Consider the following 18,652-nt stretch of genomic DNA (forward strand, 5'->3'; position numbering starts at 1 on the left):
GTGGGTGCTGCTTCCGGGTGACCTGGTCGCCCTCCGGCGGACGAGCCACCGCCCGAGTGCGCGATGTGGAAGGGGTGGCGTCGGACTGTGCCGCGGGGTGCTCTCCCTTCCGGCGGTGCGTCGGCCCGGACGCCGGAGCCGGGCGAGGTGGCCGGTGGGCCACCCCGTTCGGGGCACCCGTCCGGCCGGCGTCGCGGACACCTGCCCGGGCGGAGCCGTTCAGGGGCCCTGTCCGACCGCGGCCCGGGGTGGTGGGCCCACGGCCGGGAAGAGGGTGTCGGCCCGGTCGAGGACTTCGGCGGCGGCCCGGTTGCGCCGTAAGGTCCGGAGGACGGACCGCACCCGGGTGAGCTCGCGGTCGGCGTAGGCGGACGCGGTGCTCCCGTAGTGGGTGAGGAAGGCCTTGCAGTGGAGCGCCGCCTGGTCCGGATCGCCCAAGGACACGGCGGAGCGGGCGACGGCGGCGTACGTCATCGCCAGGCCCATGTGGTCGTTGTCGGCCCACCGCCGGAGGGACTCCTCGAAAGCCCTGGTGGCGGGTCGGGCCGCCCGGCAGGCCGACAGCACCACGCCCCGCCAGTAGTCGAACTCGGCGCGGGGGCACTCCAGGAAGGGGTCGTCGCCGTCGGGCGGGATGCCGTAGCAGCGTTCGGCGGCCAGGAGGTCGGCGACGGCTTCGGACCGTTCGGCGGTGGCGGCCCGGCAGAGGGCGCGCTGGCCGAGGAGGAGGGCACGGAGCGGGCTGTCGGGCATCCGTACGGCGGTGGCCTGTTCGGCGAGCTGGAAGGCCCGGGCGGTGTAGCCGAGCGACAGCGCCTGGAAGCTCAGGAGGCGCAGAGCGAGGGCGTAGGTGGCCCGGTCGCCGCACCGCGCGGCGAGGTCGAGGGCGCAGAGGAGGTACTGCTGGGCGAGGTGGTGGTGTCCGGCGTCGACGGTCATCGCGCCCATCCGGTAGGTGAGCCGGGCCTGGTCGGCCTGCTGTTCCCGGACGGCCGAGCCGTTCGTCCGGTCCGCGTGCGCCAGGTAGGCGGCGAGCATCGGGCGGATGTTGGTGCCGCCGTACCTGACGTGCAGTTCCCTGAACAGGGCCACCAGGTCGCCGGCCGCACCGTGGCTGGCGAGGGGCGGCCGGTCGTCCGGGCGCCCGGTGGACCGGGCCGGAAGCCGGGCGGAGTCGTAGATCCGCTCCCGTGCCCGGGGTCCGTCCTCGGGGTGCAGGTCGGTGCGCGCGAGTTCCATGACGCGGGGCGGGTCGCCCGGTCCGGTGGCCGAGGGTTCGCCGTCCTGCGCGGCCTCCGGCTGCCCGAACCCGGTGTCGGCTGTGCTGACGGGTCTTCGGAGGCGCCGGCTGAAGGCCTCGGCGATGAGCTTGGGTGCCGGTTCCCTGGGTCTGGTGCCGGTGAGCCAGTGGGCGGGCGCGGTCCGGTGGTACGACAGTTCGAGGCCCTGCGCGCGGGCGAGTTCGGTGACGGCCCGTAACAGCTCTCCGGTGCTCCACCGGGCTTCGGACAGCAGCGCGGCCAGGGACGGGTTCGGCCGGTGATCCTTCATGGGTCCCTCCTGGCCCGGCGCCGACAGCCGGTGGGCGGGCCGGCGACGGCCGTTCGACGGTTTCGCGGACCGGGACCGTCAGTCGCGGTTCAGCAGGGTCATCGGCAGTCGGTCGGGGCGCGGAACCAGTGCCGCGACGGGGCGGACCCGGTGACCCGGCACGGGCCGCAGCCGCCAGTGCGCGGCGATGTGGGCGACCGTCAGGGCCATCTCGGTCCTCGCGAAGAACTCGCCGATGCAGCGGTGGTAGCCGGCGGCGAAGGGGATGAAGGCTCCCCGGGGGAGCTCTCGGCTGCGCTCCGGCAACCACCGGTCGGGGTCGAAGCGGTCGGGTTCCGCGTACACCCGCGGGTCGCGGTGCAGCGCGTACAGGCTGAATCCCACCTCGGTGTCCGACGGGACCCGCACGCCGTCGATCTCCAGCGCGGTGAGGGCCCTCCGGGTCCCCAGCGGCGGGGAGTACATCCGCTGCACTTCCTGGATGACGCGGCCGGTGTACTCCAGGTCCGGGATGTCGGCGTACGTGGCCGTCCGTCCGCCGAGGACCTCGGCGAGCTCCGCACGGATCCTGCGTTCGACCTCGGGGTGCCGGGCCAGTTCGTGGAACACCCAGGCCATGGTGTGCGAGGTCGTCACGCTTCCGGCACCCAGGATCGTGGTGATCTCGTCGCGGACCCGGACGTCGCTCATGCGCCCGCCGCCCGTGCTGTCGTGCGCGGTCAGCAGCCACGACAGCAGATCGTCGTGGGCGTCGGTGCAGTGGTGTTCGGCGATCAGGCGGTCGGTGGTGCGCCGCATGCGGTCCGCCGCGGAGTCGAACCGCCGGTTCATCGGGATCGGGACGTTGTCGAGCCACCTCGGCATCAGGGCGCGGGTGACGATGGTCCTGTCGAGCACGGGCATGCAGTGCCGTATCTCCGCGGCCGCCTCGGGCCCGAGGTCGCAGGAGACCATCGCGTCGGCGATGATCCCGATGGCCATGTTCATCATCTCCTCCTCGACCCGCACCTCCAGGCCGGGCCTCCAGGAGTCCGTGAGGGCTTGTAGGTGCCGCGTCATGACCGAGGCGTAGAAAGGCATCCGGCTCTGGTGGAAGAGCGGTTGCATCAGCCGCCGCTGGTGGTGGTGGTTCTCCCCGTCGGAGGTTGCGAGGCCGTCCCCGAGGAGACGGCGGGTCCGGGCGAAGAACCGGCCTCGGGTGAACGAGTGGGCGTCCTTCACCAGCACCTGGTGGAAGAGACCGGGGGTGGTGACGAAGTAGACCGGAAGCGGTCCGATGTCCACGCGGACGAGGTCCCCGGCCGCGTGCACGGAGCGCAGGAAGGGCAGGGTCTCCCGCGCCAGGGGCAGCGCGTGTCCGAGGACCGGGAGCCGGTGGGGTGCGATCCGCACGGTGTCCGTCGGTCTGGTGATCACGGTGTCCTCACTCTCCGTCGGAGGGGTTCATGGCCTCCGACGTGAACCCGGGGTCGAGCTCCGTTCCGGCGGAGTTCAGGAGGTAGGCGAACATCCGGTAGTGGCCGGCCAGCATGGTGATCTCGATCATCCCGGCGTGGTCGTACCGGGCGGCGAGGGCCTGCCAGGTGTGCTCGGACAGGCGGGCGCCGTGGTGGAGTTCGTCCGCGGCCCGGAGCAGGTGGCGGTCCTCGTCCGACCACACCGGGTCCCCGGGGCCCCGCGGGATGCGCCGGATCTCCTCGTTCCGCAGGCCGGCGCTCCTGGCGAGCGGGACGTGACGGCTCCATTCGTACCGGGCCCCCGCGAGGAAGACGGTGGACAGGATCAGCAGTTCCCGTTCGCGTTGCGGGAGACGCCCGCGCGTCAGCAGGAAGAGCGAGAACGGCGCGAGGGCCTCCAGCAGGTCGGGGTGGTGCAGGAGCGTGCCGACGACGTTGGGCACGCCGGGGCCGAGGACCCCGGGAACGCGAGCGGCGAGGGCGCGGTCCCGCTCGTCCCAGCGGTCCGCGGGCAGGGGGGCCAACCGTTGTACGGGTGTGTCGTCCTGGGACATCGGTCGTGCGCTCCTTCACAGGGAGTCCAGCCAGGCCTGCACGGCGGCGGCCGACGGCCGGGCGTGCCGGCCGAGGACGGAGAAGTGATCGCCGGGCACGTCGACGGCGTGGTGGGGGAGGGGCCATGCGAGGCCCATGGAGCTGTTCCGGGGGCGGAGGAACAGCGTCGGGGCCACGGCGGAGGCCGGGGACCAGTTCGCGATCAGGTCGCGGTAGGCGATCCCGGCCGTCAGGGCCGAGGCGGTGGGGAAGCCGGCGGTCGCGTGGTCGGCGACGCGGAACGCGGCCTCCTCGATGAGGGGGTGGGACCGGGTGCCCGGCGGGAGCGTGTCGAGGAGGACCAGGGCCGCGGCGGGTGCGTCACGGCCGCGGAGCCGCTCGGCCAGGGCGTGGGCGAACCAGCCGCCGGAGGAGTGACCGAGGAGGACGACGCGGTCGGCGGTCGGCGGGGCGGTCAACTCCTCGGCCCAGAGGTCCAGCAGCAGATCGAGGGAGGCGGGCAGGAGTTCGCCGTCCCGGTAGCCCGGGGCCGCCAGGGCCCGGACCGTGCGCCGTCCGGTGAATCCGCGGGCCAGCCGGGCGAAGGGGGAGGCGTCCGGCGGGGACCCGATGCTGGGCACGCACACCACCGCCGGGAGGTCCGGTCCGCCGGTGAGCAGGAGGGGGGCGCGCTCCGGAGCCTCGGCGGCGGTGCGGAAGACCGGGCGTCGCCCGGCACGCAGCTCCACCGGCCGGACCGCCCGCTCGTACTGGCGGGCCCGGCAGGCCTTGAGGAAGGAGGTGACCAGGTCCCCGTTGTCCCCGTCCGGCAGGGCCCGCCGTCCGTCGGAGGGCGTGGACGGGGATGTGGACACGGACGTGGACGAGGCTGCAGGCGTGGGCCCGGAGGCGGAACCGGCCTCGGTGAGCACCCGGTCCAGGTGGCCGGCCAGCGCGGCGGGGGTGGGGTGGTCGAACACGGCCGTCGCCGTCAGCCGGGCGCCCAGGGCGGTGCCGAGCCGGTTGCGGAGTTCGGTGGACGCCAGGGAGTCGAGTCCGGCGTCGCGGAACGGCGTCCCGGCGTCGATCGCCTCGGGGCCGGGGTGCCCCAGCACGGTCGCCGTGTGCGCACGGACGAGGTCGACGAGTCGTTGGGCACGCTGGCCGGGCTCCAGCCCCAGGAGCCGGGCGGTCTCCTCCGGGGCGCCTTCCGTCGCGGCGCCCCCGTCGGGGGCCGCGGCCCGTGCGGCTGCGCGCTGCGGGGTGTGCGCCGACAGGTCGGCGAAGAGGTCGGGGAGCGGATCCCCCGCGGCGGCGGACGGCGCGGGCACCACGGCCAGCTGCGGTTCGTCCAGTTCCAACGCCAGGTCGAAGCCGGCCAGGGCCCGCGCCGTCGGCAGGGGCGACAGGCCGTAGCGCTCGACCCGGCGCAGATCGGTGTGCGTCAGATGGCCGGTCATGCCGCTGGCCCGCTCCCACAGGCCCCAGTCGACGGAGCTGGCGGTCAGCCCCAGGTCACGCCGGTGGTGGGCCAGCGCGTCGAGGAAGGCGTTGGCGGCCGCGTAGTTGGCCTGGCCCGGGTAGCCCAGCAGGCCGCTCATGGAGGAGTAGAGCACGAAGGCCCGCAGGCGGCCGCCGAGGGTCAGTTCGTGCAGGTTGAGGGCGGCCTCGACCTTGGCGCGCAGTACGGTCCGCAGCCGTTCCGGCGTCAGGTCGGCGACCAGACAGTCGTCGAGGACGCCCGCCGCGTGGACGACGGCGCTCAGCGGGTGCTCCGCCGGGACCGCCGCGAGCACCTCGGCCAGCGCCGAGCGGTCGGCCGCGTCGCAGGCCGGCAGTTCGACGGCGGCTCCGAGCGCGGACAGTTCCTCGGCGAGCCGGCGGGCGTCGGGGGCGGCGGCACCACGGCGGCCGACGAGGACCAGCCGACGCACCCCGTGGGCGGTGACGAGGTGCCGTGCCAGTTCCGCGCCGAGTGTCCCGGTCCCTCCGGTGATCAGGACGGTGCCGTCCGGGCCCAGCCGTCCGGGCCCCTGGGTGAGGACCAGCTTGCCCGTGGAACGGCCCTGGCTGAGGTGGCGCAGGGCCGGGCGCGCGTGGCGGACGTTCCAGGACCGGGTGGGCAGCGGTCGCAGTGCCCCGGCGGCGAACAGGTCGCTCAGCCTCCCGACGATCGCCCCCAGCCGGTCGGGTGGCGTGCTGAGCAGGTCGACGACGTGGTAGGCGATCCCCGGGTACCGCGCTCGGACGGCCCCGGCCTCCCGGACGTCGGTCTTGCCCAGCTCCACGTAGCGGCCACCCGGACGCAGCAGCCGCAGGGAGGCGTCCACGAAGTCGCCCGCGAGGCTGCCGACGACCACGTCGAAGCCCGTGCCGCCGGTGGCCGAGCGCAGCCGCTCCTCGAAGTCCAGGCTCCGCGAGTCGGCGATCCGGTGCGGGGGAACGCCGAGGGACTCCACCACGGACCACTTGGGCCGGCCGGCGGTGGCGTGGATCTCGGCGCCCAGACGGGAGGCCAGCTGGACGGCCGCCATGCCGAATCCGCCGGCCGCGGCGTGGATGAGCACCTTCTCGCCCCGGCGCACCGCGGCCCGCTCGACCAGCGCCTCGTACGCGGTGACGAAGACACCGGTGACCCCGGCGGCCTGCTGGTCGCTCCAGTGGGTGGGCACCGGCAGCACCGAGCGGCGGTCGACCACCGCCAGGGAGGCGTGCAGGCCGTCCCGGCCGCCGATGCCGGCGAAGGCCGCGACCCTGTCGCCGATCCGTACGCCGGACACCCGCGCTCCGACGGCCACCACCTCCCCGGCGACCTCGCAGCCGATGGACGTGCCGTCCACCTTGGCGAGCGCGGTCATCGGATCGCGGAAGTTCAGCCCACTGGCGTGGACCCGGATGCGGAGCTGGTCGGGTTCCAGCGGCGCGAGGACGTCCGGGGCCAGAACGGCCGCCACACCGTCGAGTGTGCCGCTGGGCGAGGGGGCCAGCCGCCAGGGCCTGCCGTCGGCGGGCAGGGAGACCAGGTCGCCGTCGTCGGGGAGGACCAGGCGGGGCACGTAGGCGGTGCCTCCGCGCAGTGCCACGGTCGGGTGACCGCCGGCGATTCCCGCGGCCAGCGCGGGGATCGGCACCGGGCCGTCGTCGAGGTCGATCAGCTGGCACCGGCCCGGGTACTCCCGTTGCGCCGTACGGATCAGCCCCGCGCAGGCGGCGGCCGACAGATCGGTCACGGAGTCCCCGAACCGGACACTGTGGGCACCCCGGACCAGGACCACCAGCCGTGTCCCGTGCAGCCGCCGGTCCGTCAGATGCCGCCGCAGGTCGGCCAGCAGCGCACAGAGGCGGCGGTGGACCTCGTCGGCCCGCACGGTGGCGCCGGGGCCGTCCGGGGCGACGCGTCGGTCGAGCAGGACGGCGTCGGGCGGGTCCGCTCCGGCTGCCAGCGCCTCCACCAGACCGGCGGGATCGGGGAAGTGCGCCGCTCCCGGAAGGTCCCGGCCGGGCCCGACGACGGCCCACCGGGAGCCGTCCTCCGACGAGGCGGGCCCGGCTTGCGGCCGCCAGACGACCCGGAAGACGCAGGGCTCGGCGGCGGCGAGCGCCGCGCGCAGGGCGCCGGCCGTGGTGGGCCGTACCCGGAGGTCGCTGACGACGGCCACGGTCCGTCCCGTGAGGTCGGTGACGCGGACGTCGAAGCCGCCGCCCGCCGTGGCGGTCACGGTGGAACGCAGGGCGCGGGCCCCGCGGGCGTACAGCCGCACCGAGCCGATGGAGTACGGGAGGAGCGTCCGGTACTCGCCGTCCGTTCCCTGTGCCTCCCGCACCTCCTGTGCCTCCTGTGCCTCCCGCGCCTCCGTCTGCCGAAGGGCGAGGAGGACCGGGTGCAGCGCCGCGTCCATGAGTGCCGGGTGGAGTTCGAACGGGGCCGCGTCGGCGCCGTCATGACCGCTCGGCGCGATCTCGCCGTGGAACCCGGTGCCGTCGCGCCACAGGCCGTGGAGGCGGAACTCCGGTCCGTAGACGTAACCACGTGCGCGAAGGTCCTGGTAGAGCCCTTCCACCGGAACCTCTTCCGCCGAAGCGGGCGGCCAGGTCGTCATGCGTCCTCACATCCTCGGTCCGTCAGCCTTGTTCCGTCCCGACGGCCCCCGCGGCCGTGGCCCGGGCGTGGCACGTCCACCGTCCCAGGGCCGTACGGGAGTGCAGGGCCAGGGCGTGTCGGTCGGCCGCCCGCCGGGCGCAGCTCACCCGGACGTCGACCGCGCCGCTGGAGGGCAGTGCGAGGGGTGCCTGGAGGACGACGTCCTCCAGGCGCTCGCAGCCGAGCCGGTCAGCCGCCCGGAGCAGCAGTTCCAGCATGCCTGTGGCCGGCAGCAGGACCGTGCCGTGCACGACGTGGCCGCCGAGCCAGGGGTGTTCGGACAGCGACAGGCTCCCCGTGAACACGGTGCCGCCGTCCGGCAGGTCGATCGCCGCGGCGACCCAGGGGTGGCCGAGGGGGTCCAGACCCGCTTCCCGCAGGCCGGTTCCGGCCGGTTCGGCGGGCAGCCAGTGGCGGCGGTGCCGGAAGGCGTGGACGGGCAGGTCGACGGTGCGCGCCCCGGGGTACAGGGCGCCCCAGTCCAACCGCGCACCGAACGCGTTGGCACGGGCGAGCGCGGTGGCGAAGGCCGTCGCGTCCGCCCGGTCCCGGTGAAGGGTGGGCACCACCGCGCCCTCGACGCCCGCGTCGGCCAGGATGTCGGCGACGGCCGCAGCCAGGACGGGATGCGGGGAGACCTCGACGAACTGCCGGTGCCCGGCGGCCGCCGCCGCCCGCACGGCCGCGTCGAAACGCACCGTCTCCCGTAGGTTGCGGTACCAGTACCCGGCCTCCAGCTCGGTGTGGTCGACGAGGCGCCCCAGGGTCGCGGAGAACACGGGGGTGTGGCCGGGCCCGCAGGCCACCTCCTCCAGCAGTGCGAGAACCTCCTCACGGACGGCGTCCATGTGCGGGCTGTGGGAGGCGTAGTCGACGGGCAGCCGTCGGGCGCGGACCCCCTCGCGGGCGCAGCACTCCAGTACCTGCGCGAGGGCGTCGGTGTCCCCGGCCACCACGGTCGCCGCCGGGCCGTTCTCCACGGCCACCTCCACCCGGCCCGCCCAGGGGGCGATCAGGAGCGCGGTCGTTGCTGCGGGGGCGGCGAGGGAGGCCATCCCTCCCCGGGAGGTGACGTGCCGCAGGGCCCGGCTGCGCAGCGCGACCACGCGGGCCGCCTCCTCCAGGGACAGCACCCCGGCGACGTGCGCGGCGGCGATCTCGCCCTGGCTGTGCCCGATCACCGCCGCGGGCCGGACACCGTGCGCCCGCCACAGCTCGGCGAGCGCCACGTACACGGCGAACAGGGCGGGTTGGACGTACTCGGCACGCTCCAGGGGCGGCGCGCCGGGCGACCCGCACGCGACGTCCTCGACGTCGACGTCGAGCCACGGCCGCAGGGCCTTGCCGCAGGCGTGCAGGGCGGACGCGAAGACGGGAGAGGCCTCCATCAGCGCCGCGGCCATGCCGGGCCACTGGGCGCCCTGCCCGGGGAAGACGAAGACGGGGGCCGTTCCGGGCAGCGCCCTTCCGCTCACCACCGTGGTGGACGCCTCTCCCCGTGCGAGGGCGTCGAGCCCGCCCAGCAGCTCGTCGGCACCGTCGCCGACCACGGTGGCGCGGTACGGGAGCGCGCTGCGTGTCGTGGCCAGGGACCAGGCCACGTCCGCGGGGTCGACCGTCGGCGTCGCGCGGACCTGCCGGGCCAAGCGTGCGGCCTGGGCCCGCAGGCCCTCCTCGCCGGCTCCGGAGAGCGGCCACAGCCGGACCCCGGTGCCGTCCTTCCAGGCCCTGCCGCCTCCGGCTCCGCCCTCCTCGGCCGGGTGTCCGGTGCCGGCGGACCGCAGGTCGGCCGGCGCCTCCTCCAGCACCGCGTGCGCGTTGGTGCCGCTGATGCCGTACGCCAGGACCCCGGCCCAGCGCGGGCGCGGTCCGCGCGGCCAGGGCCGCGGCTCGTGCAGCAGCCGCACCGTACCTTCGCTCCAGTCGACGGCCGGTGTGGGGTTCTCCGCGTGCAGGGTCGCGGGCAGGTGCTCGTGCTGGAGGGCCAGCACCATCTTCACCACACCGGCCAGGCCCGCGACGGCGGTGGTGTGCCCGATGTTCGTCTTCACGGAACCGATCCACAGCGGATCCGCGGGGGTCCGGTGACGGCCGTAGCAGGCCTGGAGCGAAGCCGCCTCCACCGGGTCTCCCGCGCGGGTCCCCGGGCCGTGCGCCTCGACCACCCCGACGTCCGCCGGTTCCAGAGCGGCGTCGTGCAGCGCGGCACGGATGACGGCTTGCTGCGCCGGCCCGCTCGGGGTCGTCAGCCGGTCGCTGGCGCCGTCCTGGTTGATCGCGCTGCCACGCACGAGGGCGAGCACCGGGTACCCGGCGGCCCGGGCCGGCTCCAGTGGCATCAGCACCACCGCGGCGACGCCCTCGGCGGGGGCGAACCCGTCCGCCTCGGCGGCGAAGGCCTTGCACCGCCCGTCCGCGGCGTACACCCTCAGCCGGGAGAACCACTTCAGTTGCTCGGGCGAGGCGATCACGGTGGCGCCGGCGGCGATCGCCAGGTCGCACTCGCCGGCCCTCAGCGCCCGTACGGCGAGGTGCAGGGCCACCAGGGAGGACGAGCACGCGGTGTCCACCGTGAGGGCCGGACCGTTCAGCCCCAGGGCGTAGGCGATCCGGCCCGAGGCCACACTGGCCTGCGTACCCGTGAGGACGTAACTCTCCAGCCCGGAGAGGGCGTTGCCGGTCAGCCGGCTGTAGCCGCTGTCGTTCATCCCCACGTAGACGCCGGTGCGGCTGCCGTCCAGGCTCCGCGGGGCGATGCGTGCCCGCTCCAGCGCGTGCCAGGTGCTCTCCAGCAGCAGTCGCTGCTGAGGATCCATCGCGGACGCCTCGCGCGGGCCGATCCCGAACACCTCGGCGTCGAAGCCCGCCACGTCGTCGAGGAAGCCTGCCGCCCGCACGTACGTGGTGCCCTCGACGGTGTGGTCCGGGTCGTAGAGTCCGTCCGTCTTCCAGCCGCGGTCCCGCGGCAGCCCCGTGGCCGAGTGCTCGCCGGCCGCCAGCATCCGCCAGAGCCCCTCCGGGGACGTCGCCGGCCCGGTGAACCGGCAGTCCATCCCCAGGACGGCTATCGGGGCCCCAGGCCGTTCTCCCGGCGCCGTGGTCGTGGCCGATTCGGTTGACATCAGGACCGCTCCTTTCGCAGAGGCGGCGGTGGCGGGTGCGACGGGACCCCGGCCGTCGAGGTGCTGGAAGGTCCGGCGCCCGCGTCTCGACGACGTGCCCGGACAGTGGCGGGACACCGGATCCACTGCCGGACGACCGGCGATCACCCTTGCCCGTCCGGGCCGGGACCGCTTCGGAAGTGAAGCCACCGATACGGGAAACGATGCACGATTCCGCCGGGGCGGCCTAGACTCCCGCGCTGGTCGATGTGTGAAAGCGTTGAAACCCCGGCGGGCTCCGGACGGGCGTCGGCCCGGACGGGTTTCCGGTGGCCCGGCCCCTCCGGGGCGGGCCCGTCGAGGACGGCCCGCGGCCCCGGTCCGGCGCCGGGCAGACGGCCGCCCGGCACGGTCCTGCCCGTCCGGCGGGCCCGGACGGGCAGGACCGCGGGGCGGTTGCCGGTCAGTCAGGTGATCTGTCGGACGAGGGTTGCGAGGTTCCAGTAGGCGACCTCGGTGCGGAAGCGTCCGTCGGGCGAGAAGGTGAAGACGCTCAGCCCGTGCTTCGTGAAGCGGCGGCCCATGACGGCGTTCTCGGTCAGGCCGGGGAAGTGTCCGGCCACGGTGGCGGAGAGCGTCCAGCGGGTGCCGATCTCACCGTGCTCCCCCACGAGGTAGCCGTCGAGGGTGAGACGGTGGTCGTGGAACGCGGTGAACCAGACTTCTCCGGCCCCGCGGAGCCCGGGCTTGTCCTCCACCACCATCTCCACGGCGAGGTCCTCCACGCGCAGGTCGTCGGCGTAGCACGACAGGTACGCTTCGAGGTCGTCGGTGGAGATGGCGTGCGCCCAGGTGCGGAAGTGTTCGTCCCGCTCTGCCGGGATGTTCATCGTTCCTCCGTTGTCTGGCAGCGGCGGCAGAAGCGCTCATTCGGCGATCGTCGTGTGATAGGCCCATCGATAGGTCGGTTCGGACTCGGTGTCGGTGCTGCGCTCCTCGCGTTCGTAGTGCTCGTAACCGTTGCGCCAGCGGTACGTCAGCCGGTCGGCGTCCTCGCGGACGGGCGGCGGTGGTGTCCGCAGGAGATCCTGCGGACCCCCGACGAGGTGGGGCTCGGTGAATCTGTCCATCGTTCGTTCACTCCCTCGGGTGGGGGCTCGGGCAGGGGGAGGCCGGAATCGCGTTGGGATCGTCTGCCCGGTGCCCACACGGCTGACTGCCTGTCGCACACCCGGTCGGGGGCGGGCGGCAGTGCATCGGGGGAGCCGGTGCGGAGCGGAGTCCGCAGCGGCTCCGGAAGGATCGGCATCCCCCGGGCGCCGCATCCGGCCCCGTCGGAGCAACCGGCTCCCACCACGGCGCTTCGCACACCGGAGGATCGGTGCCCATGGGACCCCACTTGTACGGCATCCATGATCGGCGCAACGCCGTGCCACCGGCGCGAGGCCCGAAGCCCGAGAGCCGAAACCCGGACCCAGGGCTTTGCGCGGGGAGAGTGCTGACGCTGCGACGTCACATCCTGCGGACGATAAGTCGACATGTACGGAAATAACCATTCCGTTCAGATTTGGCCGTGTCAAGGGGATGACGGATGGTGGCACCGGCGAGAGCCGGCCGGCCCCGCCCCGTCCGACGCCGTCCCGCGGTCGGGTGAGCGCCGCACCGACACCCGCCCGCCTCTCCCGAACAGCGGGCACCCCGGCCCTCGCCGGCTCCGGCCCGTTCGTCGGCGACCGGGCGCCGCTGTTCGGGGCCCGGCATCCGGTGGTTGGCTTCGGGTGGAACCGGTCGGGCGGGTGGTGGGCGGGGGCGCGGCCGGGGCGGCCTTCGGCGTCCGCGGCTTCCGGGCCTGGGACGAACCGGCCTGACCTGGTGCGCCGCGGCCGATCGTCCGCGCACGGGTGACCGCCCGCGGGGCCGACCGGGGCGAGGACCCGGCGGCCCGCGTCGGTGAGTTCCTGCGCCGGCGCCTCGACGTCCTTCTCGTCGGTGCCGGCGCCGGCACCGGCCGGGACTGCCTCGGCCGGGCACCCGCGCACCACCCGGCACTAGTGTCTCCGTACCTTGGTTCACGGCCCTTTGACGGAACCTCAGGAGCCCGGTCATTCACACGGAGGACACCATGACGGCAAGCGCACCCACCTGGAGTTCGGACGCCGTGCTGCGGCGGCTGCGGGGCAGGGGCGAGAGGATGATCGGCTCGGCCGGTCCCGACGCGGCCGCCGACCGCGCGATGGGACGGGCCCTGATCGGCTTCCTGGACCGGATCGCCGGGCGTGGCTCGGGGCCGGCCGTGGACGGCATCGTCGGGCTGCCGTTCCTGGTGCACGGGACGCGTTCCGCCGACCCGGCGCCGGCCGAGCCCGCGGCCGTTGCGCACGTGCTGTGGTGGGTTGCGGCACGTCACCTGGACGACCTGTCCGACGCCGGGCCGCGGCCGTCCGCCGTGGCCGACACGGGCAGTGCGGACCAGGATCTGCTCGCCGTGATCGGGATCGCCTGTCACCTCGCCGCCGAGGTGCTCGACGAGGGGTGCCGCGACGACCCGGAGCTGGCGCTGCGGTTGCGCCAGGAGCTGTCGCGCGGCTGGCACCGGGCGATAGCCGGGCAGCTCGTGGACCTCACGGCGTCCGCGGTGACGGCGACCGCCGACGAGGTCATGGCCGGTTATCTGGGAAAGACCGGCGCCCCTTACGCCATGGCCGCCGCGATGGGCGCGGCGCTGGCCGGGTGCGACGAGGCGAGCGTGGACGCGTGGCGCGACTTCGGCGCGCGTCTCGGCGTGCTGCGGCAGTTGGTCAACGACCAGCGGGACATCGTCTCGGGACGCTACGAGGACCTTCGCAACGGGACCGCCACCCTCATGGTGGTGCAGTACCTGAATTCGCTGTCCGAGCCGGAGCGCGCGGTGGCGGAGAAGCTGCTCGTGGGCTGCGCGGACTCCGCCGCCGCCCGGGAGGAGTTCGCGGCGCGGCTGACCGAGCCGAGCCGGCTGCGCGCATTCGCCGCGGGTGCCGGGCCGTTGATCGACGGGCTGCACGCGAGCATCGACGAGGCCGGCGGGGTGGGCGACTACGTCGCGGGGCTGCACGAGCTGGTCGATCGGACGGTGAACCTGTACCCGGAGTTCCTGCTGGGCGCCCGGGGCTGAGAGCCGGGTCCGGGGCGGACCCGTCGGCCCCGAGTACCCCGGAGGGAACCTCCGGCCCTCGAAGCCGCTCCACGCCCGGTCGCGGGCGTGGAGCGGCGGACTCAGTGCGGGTGGGGCCGGTCGGGCGGCCGCTCGCCCGGATCCGCGGCGCTCAACCGGGCGACCAGCTCCCGTTTGAGCACCTTGCCGCTGGGACCGAGGGGGAAGGCCTCCACGAACTCCACCCGGCGCGGGTACTTGTACGGTGCCATCCGCTCCCTGCTCCAGGCGATGATCGCGGCACCGAGGGCCGGGCCCGGTGCGGTGCCGGGGCGGGCCCTGACCACCGCGCACACCTCCTCGCCGTGGACGGGATGGGGGAGTCCGACGACGGCCGCCTGGGCGATCGCGGGGTGGTGGGCCAGGACGTCCTCCACCTCGCGCGGATAGACGTTGTACCCGCCGCGCAGCACCACGTCCTTCTTGCGGTCGACGACGGACAGGTAGCCCTCGTCGTCCTTGACGCCGAGGTCCCCCGAGCGGAACCAGCCGTCGACGACGGCCTCGGCGGTCGCCTCCGGCCGGTTCAGGTAGCCGGCCATCACGTTGTGCCCCCGCACGACGATCTCCCCGGTCTCGCCGGCGGGCAGCAGCTCGATCCTGTCCTCCAGCTCCGGCCTGGCGATCTCCACCTCGACGCCCCAGATCGGCCGCCCCACCGTGCCCGGTCGGAGCGGCCACGCCTTCTGGTTGTAGGCCACCACCGGAGACGTCTCGGTCAGCCCGTACCCTTCGAGGACGGGGCAGCCGAACGTCTCCCGGAACGCGTCCAGGACCGCCACCGGCAGCGCGGCGCCGCCGGAGAACGCGCGGTCGAGCGCGGGTCCGCGCGGGGCGGCGCGGGCCGCGTCGAGGAGTGCCGTGTACATCGTCGGGACCCCCATGAACACGGTGCAGCCCTCCCGCACCATGAGGTCCAGTGCGCCCGGTCCGTCGAACCGCGGCATCAGCACCAGGGTCGCCCCCGCCCGGAAGCAGGTGTTCATGCCGCAGATCTGACCGAAGGTGTGGAACAGGGGCAGGCAGCCGAGCAGGACGTCGTCCGGGGTGAAGTCGAACGGCGACAGCATGGTCGTGTCGACGTTCATCACCACGTTGAGGTGGGTGAGCAGGGCGCCCTTGGGCCGGCCGGTGGTGCCGGAGGTGTAGAGGACCAGCGCGATGTCGCCTGGCTCGCGCGGTACCTGACGTTCGATCGGGGTGCTCCGGGCCGCGATCGCGTCCAGCCGCGGCGCGCGGGCTCCGTCCTCCGTCCCCTCCTCCTCCATGACGGTGAGCACGGGCGTGCCGGTCGTCTCCGCGGCCCTGCCGCCCTCGGCCAGGAGCGGGGCGGCGCAGATCAGCGCCACCGCCCCGGAGTCCTTCAGGACGTACGCGATCTCGTCGGCCCGGAGCAGGGTGTGGACCGGGACCACGACCGCGCCGAGCGCGAGCGCACCGAAGTAGGCCAGCGGGAAGTGCGGCGTGTTCGGCAGCAGCAGCGCCACCTTGTCGTCGGGCCCGACGCCCTGCGCGCGCAGCGCCGCCGCGTACCTGCGCGCCCCGTCCCACAGTTCGCGGTAGGTGGTCCGCCGCCCGTCGGACACGATCGCCGGGTGCTCCGGTCGCCGCAGCGCGGACTCGGCGAGTACGGCCGCCACGGAGAGCGTCATCGGGGCCTCACCCGCTCGCTTCCGCGGCCAGCCGGGCCTTGTCCGGCTTGCCGACGCCCGTGAGGGGCAGATCGGAGCGGACGCGGATCCGCGCGGGGACGTGCTTGGGCGAGATGCGGGCCCGGACGTGTTCCGCCAGCTCGTCGGGACCGGCCGTGCCGGCCTCGCGCAGCGTCACGGCGGCGTGCAGGTGTTCGATCCGATCCTGGTCCCGTACGCAGAAGACGGCGGCCTGCGCCACGTCGGGATGGGCCAGGAGGGCGTTCTCCACCGTCACCGGATGGATCTTGATGCCGTTGGTCTTGATCACCTCGCCGATCCGGCCGCGGAGGTGGAGGTAGCCGTCGCCGTCGACGAAGCCGAGGTCACCGGTGTGCACCCAGCCGTCCCGTACGGTCCGGGCGGTGAGTTCGGGCTCGGCCACGTACTCGCTCATGGTGAAGGGCGACCGCACGCAGACCTCGCCGATCTCGCCGGGCCGCAGGTCGTGACGGTCGTCCGGGTCGGTGATCCGGACCCAGTCGGGGATCGGGCGGCCGACCGTGCCGCGCAGCCGGGCGTCGAGGTGCTCGGCGGGCGAGAGCATGCTGACGAAGCCCGCCTCGCTGGTCGCGTACACCTGGATCAGCACGTCGCCGAAGACCTTGACCGCCTCGGCGAGCCGCTCGGGAGACGCGGGGGAGCCCACGTACGTGACCATCCGGAGACTCGACAGGTCGGTCCGGCCCAGCTCCGGACGGTCCATCAGCTGGTAGAGCTGGGGAGGGGAGAGCAGCATCCGGGTGATCCGGTGCCGTTCGACGGCGCGCAGCGCTTCGCCCGGGTCGAAGGCGTCCAGCAGGACCACCGAGCCGCCGGACGCGAGGGAGTCGTCGGCCGTGGCGCCGCTGGAGTGGCTGAGCGGGAGGCAGCCGAGGTAGACGGACCGCCAGCCCATCCGGAGTCCGGCGGAGATGAAGCCGTTGCGGGCCCGGAAGTCGAACGCGATGCCCTTCGGCTCGCCGGTCGTGCCGCTCGTGTAGGTCACCACCGCGGGCCGGTCGGGTCCGATCTCGATGCCGGCCGGATCCAGCGCGTCCGGGTCCCCGGCCGTCAGGTCCAGGACGTCGGGGCCCAGATCGCCGAGGGCGGCCAGGGTGAGCGGAGCGCCCAGCCGCTCACGGAGCTCACGGGCGGTGGCGAGGTTCTCCGCGTCGACGGCCAGGTACGTCGCACCGGTGTCCCGGAGGATCTTGACCTTGGCGTCCGCGGCCAGGCGGTCCGCCGGGTCGACCGCGTTGGTGGTGTGCAGATGGACCACCGTGGCCCCCACCAGGTTCGCGGCGTACCGCAGGACCAGGGTCGGGGCGGTGTTGGTGACGGTCAGGACGGCGACCACGGCCCCGCCGCCGCTCCCGCCGGCGTGCTGGTGCAGGGCCTGCGCGGCCGATCGGACCAGGGCGGTCAGCTCCGCCGCGGTCAGTGTCCTGTCCCGCCAGGACAGGACCACCTTCTCCGGTTCCGCGGAGATTACCTCAAGGATCTGGCTGACATACGTTTCGTCCGACGGCATAGGAAACTCCAGTGGTGCCGTTTCGAGGAATTTCCGCACAGCCTACAACGCGCGCCGCCGGTCTACCAGGGGTTCGATTTCGAGAATTGCGCCAACGGGAGGTCCCGAATTGTCGCACGCCGCGCCATTGAAGTGATATTCCGCTCTGAGACAATTGCCTCTACCGGTCCGGGCCCCGCGCCGGCGCAATTCCTCGGAGAAAAGGGTGGTCATGAACCATTACCTGGAGCTCTTCTCGCAACATATGAGGGAAGGCGGATCCCCGGAGGCGAAACGGGAGTTTCTTGAGATCGGCCGGCGCGCCGGGAAGTTTCCGGCGGCCCGGAGCCTGCGGGGCGGGATCACCTCCGAGATCAGCGTGTGGTGCAGCAACGACTACCTGGGAATGGGCCAGCACCCGCTGGTCCTGGCAGCGACCCGGGAAGCCCTCGGCGAGTACGGCGCGGGCGCGGGCGGCTCCCGGAACATCGGCGGGACCAACCACTACCACGTGCTGCTGGAGAACGAACTCGCGGATCTGCACGGGAAGGAGGACGCCCTTCTCTTCACCTCCGGGTACACCGCCAACGACGGAGCCCTCACCGTCCTCGCCGGCCGGCTGGGGAACTGCGCCGTATTCTCCGACGAGATGAACCACGCCTCGATCATCGACGGACTCCGGCACAGCGGCGCCGAGAAGCACATCTTCCGCCACAACGACACGGCGCACCTGGAAGAGCTGATATCCGCGACCGATCCCGACCGGCCGAAGATGATCGTCGTGGAGTCGGTCTACTCGATGGCGGGGGACGTCGCCCCGCTCGCCGAGATCGCCCGCATCGCGCGCGAGCACGGCGCGATGACCTTCCTCGACGAGGTCCACGCGGTCGGGATGTACGGGCCGGAGGGAGCCGGCATCGCGGCGGGCCTGGGTCTCGCGGACGAGTTCACCGTCATCATGGGAACGCTCGCCAAGGGGTTCGGCACCACCGGCGGATACATCGCCGGCCCGGCCGGTCTGGTCGACGCGGTGCGCGGCCTGTCCCGCTCCTTCATCTTCACCACCGCCCTGCCCCCGGCGGTCGTGGCGGGCGCGCTCGCCGCGGTCCGGCACCTGCGCACCTCGGACGAGGAGCGCGACCGGCTCCGCGCGAACGCGCGACTGACGCACCGGCTGCTCACGGAACACGCGATCCCCTTCGTCTCCGACGAGTCCCACATCGTCTCGATCTTCGTCGGGGACGACGCACTCGCCCGGCGGATCTCGGCCCTGCTCCTGGAACGCCACGGCATCTACGTACAGGCGATCAACGCGCCGAGCGTGCGCGCGGGCCAGGAGATCCTCAGGAGCGCGCCCGGCGCCGTCCACGAGCCCGCGGCGGTGGAGGAGTTCGTCGCGGCACTGGACGGGATCTGGCGGGAGCTGGGGGTGACCCGGGCCCCGGGCCCGCAGCGGTCCGCCGCGACCTGACCCGCTCCACGGGGCGCGCGGATC

Annotated in this window: 11 protein-coding genes; 2 read left to right on the forward strand and 9 right to left on the reverse strand. The window is 73.9% G+C overall.

All coding sequences use genetic code 11. The annotated features are described in order from the left end of the window. Positions 1-219: 219 nt before the first annotated feature. The 7 genes from ACFCX4_RS00525 to ACFCX4_RS00555 all read right to left on the reverse strand — a co-directional run bounded on the left by ACFCX4_RS00525 (position 220) and on the right by ACFCX4_RS00555 (position 11,914). A complete protein-coding gene (locus ACFCX4_RS00525; protein ID WP_376137632.1) occupies positions 220-1,551 on the reverse strand; it encodes a hypothetical protein in 1,332 nt (443 codons plus the stop codon). A 78-nt stretch (positions 1,552-1,629) separates the two neighbouring features. Further along, the gene (locus ACFCX4_RS00530) at positions 1,630-2,967 is read right to left on the reverse strand and encodes a cytochrome P450 (protein ID WP_376137634.1); all 1,338 of its coding nucleotides are present in this window, start codon (positions 2,965-2,967) and stop codon (positions 1,630-1,632) included. 7 nt (positions 2,968-2,974) lie between these two features. Beyond that, on the reverse strand, positions 2,975-3,562 hold the full coding sequence (locus tag ACFCX4_RS00535) for a carboxymuconolactone decarboxylase family protein (RefSeq protein ID WP_376137636.1): 588 nt from the start codon (positions 3,560-3,562) through the stop codon (positions 2,975-2,977). Positions 3,563-3,577: 15 nt separating this feature from the next. After that, entirely contained in the window at positions 3,578-7,642 is a 4,065-nt protein-coding gene (locus ACFCX4_RS00540; protein ID WP_376137638.1) for an SDR family NAD(P)-dependent oxidoreductase, read from the reverse strand. Positions 7,643-7,664: 22 nt separating this feature from the next. Next, on the reverse strand, positions 7,665-10,805 hold the full coding sequence (locus ACFCX4_RS00545) for a type I polyketide synthase (RefSeq protein WP_376137640.1): 3,141 nt from the start codon (positions 10,803-10,805) through the stop codon (positions 7,665-7,667). A 446-nt stretch (positions 10,806-11,251) separates the two neighbouring features. After that, entirely contained in the window at positions 11,252-11,674 is a 423-nt protein-coding gene (locus ACFCX4_RS00550; protein WP_376137642.1) for an ester cyclase, read from the reverse strand. A gap of 36 nt (positions 11,675-11,710) precedes the next feature. Continuing rightward, the gene (locus ACFCX4_RS00555; RefSeq protein ID WP_376137644.1) at positions 11,711-11,914 is read right to left on the reverse strand and encodes a DUF5988 family protein; all 204 of its coding nucleotides are present in this window, start codon (positions 11,912-11,914) and stop codon (positions 11,711-11,713) included. A gap of 992 nt (positions 11,915-12,906) precedes the next feature. Here ACFCX4_RS00555 and ACFCX4_RS00560 point away from each other — a divergent pair. Next, a complete protein-coding gene (locus ACFCX4_RS00560) occupies positions 12,907-13,935 on the forward strand; it encodes a polyprenyl synthetase family protein (RefSeq protein ID WP_376137646.1) in 1,029 nt (342 codons plus the stop codon). Positions 13,936-14,036: 101 nt separating this feature from the next. Here ACFCX4_RS00560 and ACFCX4_RS00565 read toward each other — a convergent pair whose 3' ends face one another. Then, positions 14,037-15,626: a long-chain fatty acid--CoA ligase gene (locus ACFCX4_RS00565; protein WP_376137648.1), complete on the reverse strand. Its 1,590-nt coding sequence runs from the start codon at positions 15,624-15,626 to the stop codon at positions 14,037-14,039. Between the two features lie 7 nt (positions 15,627-15,633). After that, entirely contained in the window at positions 15,634-17,178 is a 1,545-nt protein-coding gene (locus tag ACFCX4_RS00570) for a class I adenylate-forming enzyme family protein (RefSeq protein ID WP_376137650.1), read from the reverse strand. A 211-nt stretch (positions 17,179-17,389) separates the two neighbouring features. Here ACFCX4_RS00570 and hemA point away from each other — a divergent pair, with 211 nt between their 5' ends. Beyond that, complete coding sequence (gene hemA, locus ACFCX4_RS00575; protein ID WP_376137652.1) at positions 17,390-18,628, forward strand: 5-aminolevulinate synthase; 1,239 nt, start codon at positions 17,390-17,392, stop codon at positions 18,626-18,628. Positions 18,629-18,652: the final 24 nt, after the last annotated feature.

The organism is Kitasatospora sp. NPDC056327, assembly GCF_042261735.1.
GTDB lineage: Bacteria > Actinomycetota > Actinomycetes > Streptomycetales > Streptomycetaceae > Kitasatospora.

Bases quoted from the DNA above. Each gene is read 5' to 3' on its own strand.
- ACFCX4_RS00555 (WP_376137644.1), bottom strand. From the start codon at position 11,914: ATGGACAGATTCACCGAGCCCCACCTCGTCGGGGGTCCGCAGGATCTC.
- ACFCX4_RS00570 (WP_376137650.1), bottom strand. From the start codon at position 17,178: ATGCCGTCGGACGAAACGTATGTCAGCCAGATCCTTGAGGTAATCTCC.
- ACFCX4_RS00560 (WP_376137646.1), top strand. From the start codon at position 12,907: ATGACGGCAAGCGCACCCACCTGGAGTTCGGACGCCGTGCTGCGGCGG.
- ACFCX4_RS00565 (WP_376137648.1), bottom strand. From the start codon at position 15,626: ATGACGCTCTCCGTGGCGGCCGTACTCGCCGAGTCCGCGCTGCGGCGA.
- ACFCX4_RS00535 (WP_376137636.1), bottom strand. From the start codon at position 3,562: ATGTCCCAGGACGACACACCCGTACAACGGTTGGCCCCCCTGCCCGCG.
- ACFCX4_RS00545 (WP_376137640.1), bottom strand. From the start codon at position 10,805: ATGTCAACCGAATCGGCCACGACCACGGCGCCGGGAGAACGGCCTGGG.
- ACFCX4_RS00525 (WP_376137632.1), bottom strand. From the start codon at position 1,551: ATGAAGGATCACCGGCCGAACCCGTCCCTGGCCGCGCTGCTGTCCGAA.
- ACFCX4_RS00540 (WP_376137638.1), bottom strand. From the start codon at position 7,642: ATGACGACCTGGCCGCCCGCTTCGGCGGAAGAGGTTCCGGTGGAAGGG.
- hemA (WP_376137652.1), top strand. From the start codon at position 17,390: ATGAACCATTACCTGGAGCTCTTCTCGCAACATATGAGGGAAGGCGGA.
- ACFCX4_RS00550 (WP_376137642.1), bottom strand. From the start codon at position 11,674: ATGAACATCCCGGCAGAGCGGGACGAACACTTCCGCACCTGGGCGCAC.